Below are 770 nucleotides of genomic sequence, written 5' to 3'. Positions count from 1 at the left end.
ACATCCGCGCGATTGCGCCGCAACTGAGCGAGCACCTCACCAAGCTGATCATCGACGAAGCCGGTTCGGGCGATGCGGTGGAAGCCTTCGGCAAGAGCGCCATCGTCGGCACCTCGGGCGAACTGGAACACGCGTCGGCGCTGATCCACACGCTGCATTTCGGTAACACGTACCGCTCGGCGGTGGGCGCGAAGTCGTATCTGGCGTTCAACAACACGCGCGGTCCGGCGAATGCGCCGCTGCTGATTCCGATGATGGACAAGAACGACGAAGGCCGCCGTTCGCACTATCTGACGCTGCAATTTTCGATCCCCGACGCGCCCGCCGCGGACGAACTCGTGATCGCCATCGGCGGCGCGACCGGTGGCCGTCCGCATCACCGCATTGGCGACCGTTACCAGGACCTCGCAGAGCTCGGAAATGATCTCAAGAACCCTGCCGCTGTCAAATAATCGCGCCGCGCACTATCTGGAGCAGGGCGCGGGCGAGCCGCTGGTGCTGATTCACGGCGTCGGCATGCAGGCGCAGGCGTGGTATCCGCAGATCGAGGATCTGTCGCGCGATTTCCGCGTGATTTCCGTCGATATGCCGGGCCACGGCGACAGCGATGCGCTCGATGCCAACGCAGGATTGCAGCAGTTCGTGGCCTGGGCGATCGAATTCATCGAGGCGCTGAACGCCGGTCCGGTCAATCTGGCCGGTCACTCGATGGGTTCGCTGATCGCGGCGGGCGTGGCCGTCACGCGGCCCGACCTCGTCAAACGCGTCGC

General features: G+C 64.7%; 2 protein-coding genes. Both read left to right on the top strand.

Going from position 1 to position 770, the window contains the following annotated elements:
* The coding region (locus SB764_RS38170) for an amino acid synthesis family protein (protein WP_410866485.1) at positions 1-452 on the top strand (452 nt) is incomplete at its 5' end.
* The coding region (locus SB764_RS38165; RefSeq protein ID WP_410866484.1) for an alpha/beta fold hydrolase at positions 421-770 on the top strand (350 nt) is incomplete at its 3' end. The genes SB764_RS38170 and SB764_RS38165, both read left to right, overlap by 32 nt.

Source organism: Paraburkholderia sp. SIMBA_027, assembly GCF_046535315.1.
Lineage (GTDB): Bacteria > Pseudomonadota > Gammaproteobacteria > Burkholderiales > Burkholderiaceae > Paraburkholderia > Paraburkholderia tropica.
This window is presented reverse-complemented; position numbering and strand designations above follow the sequence as displayed.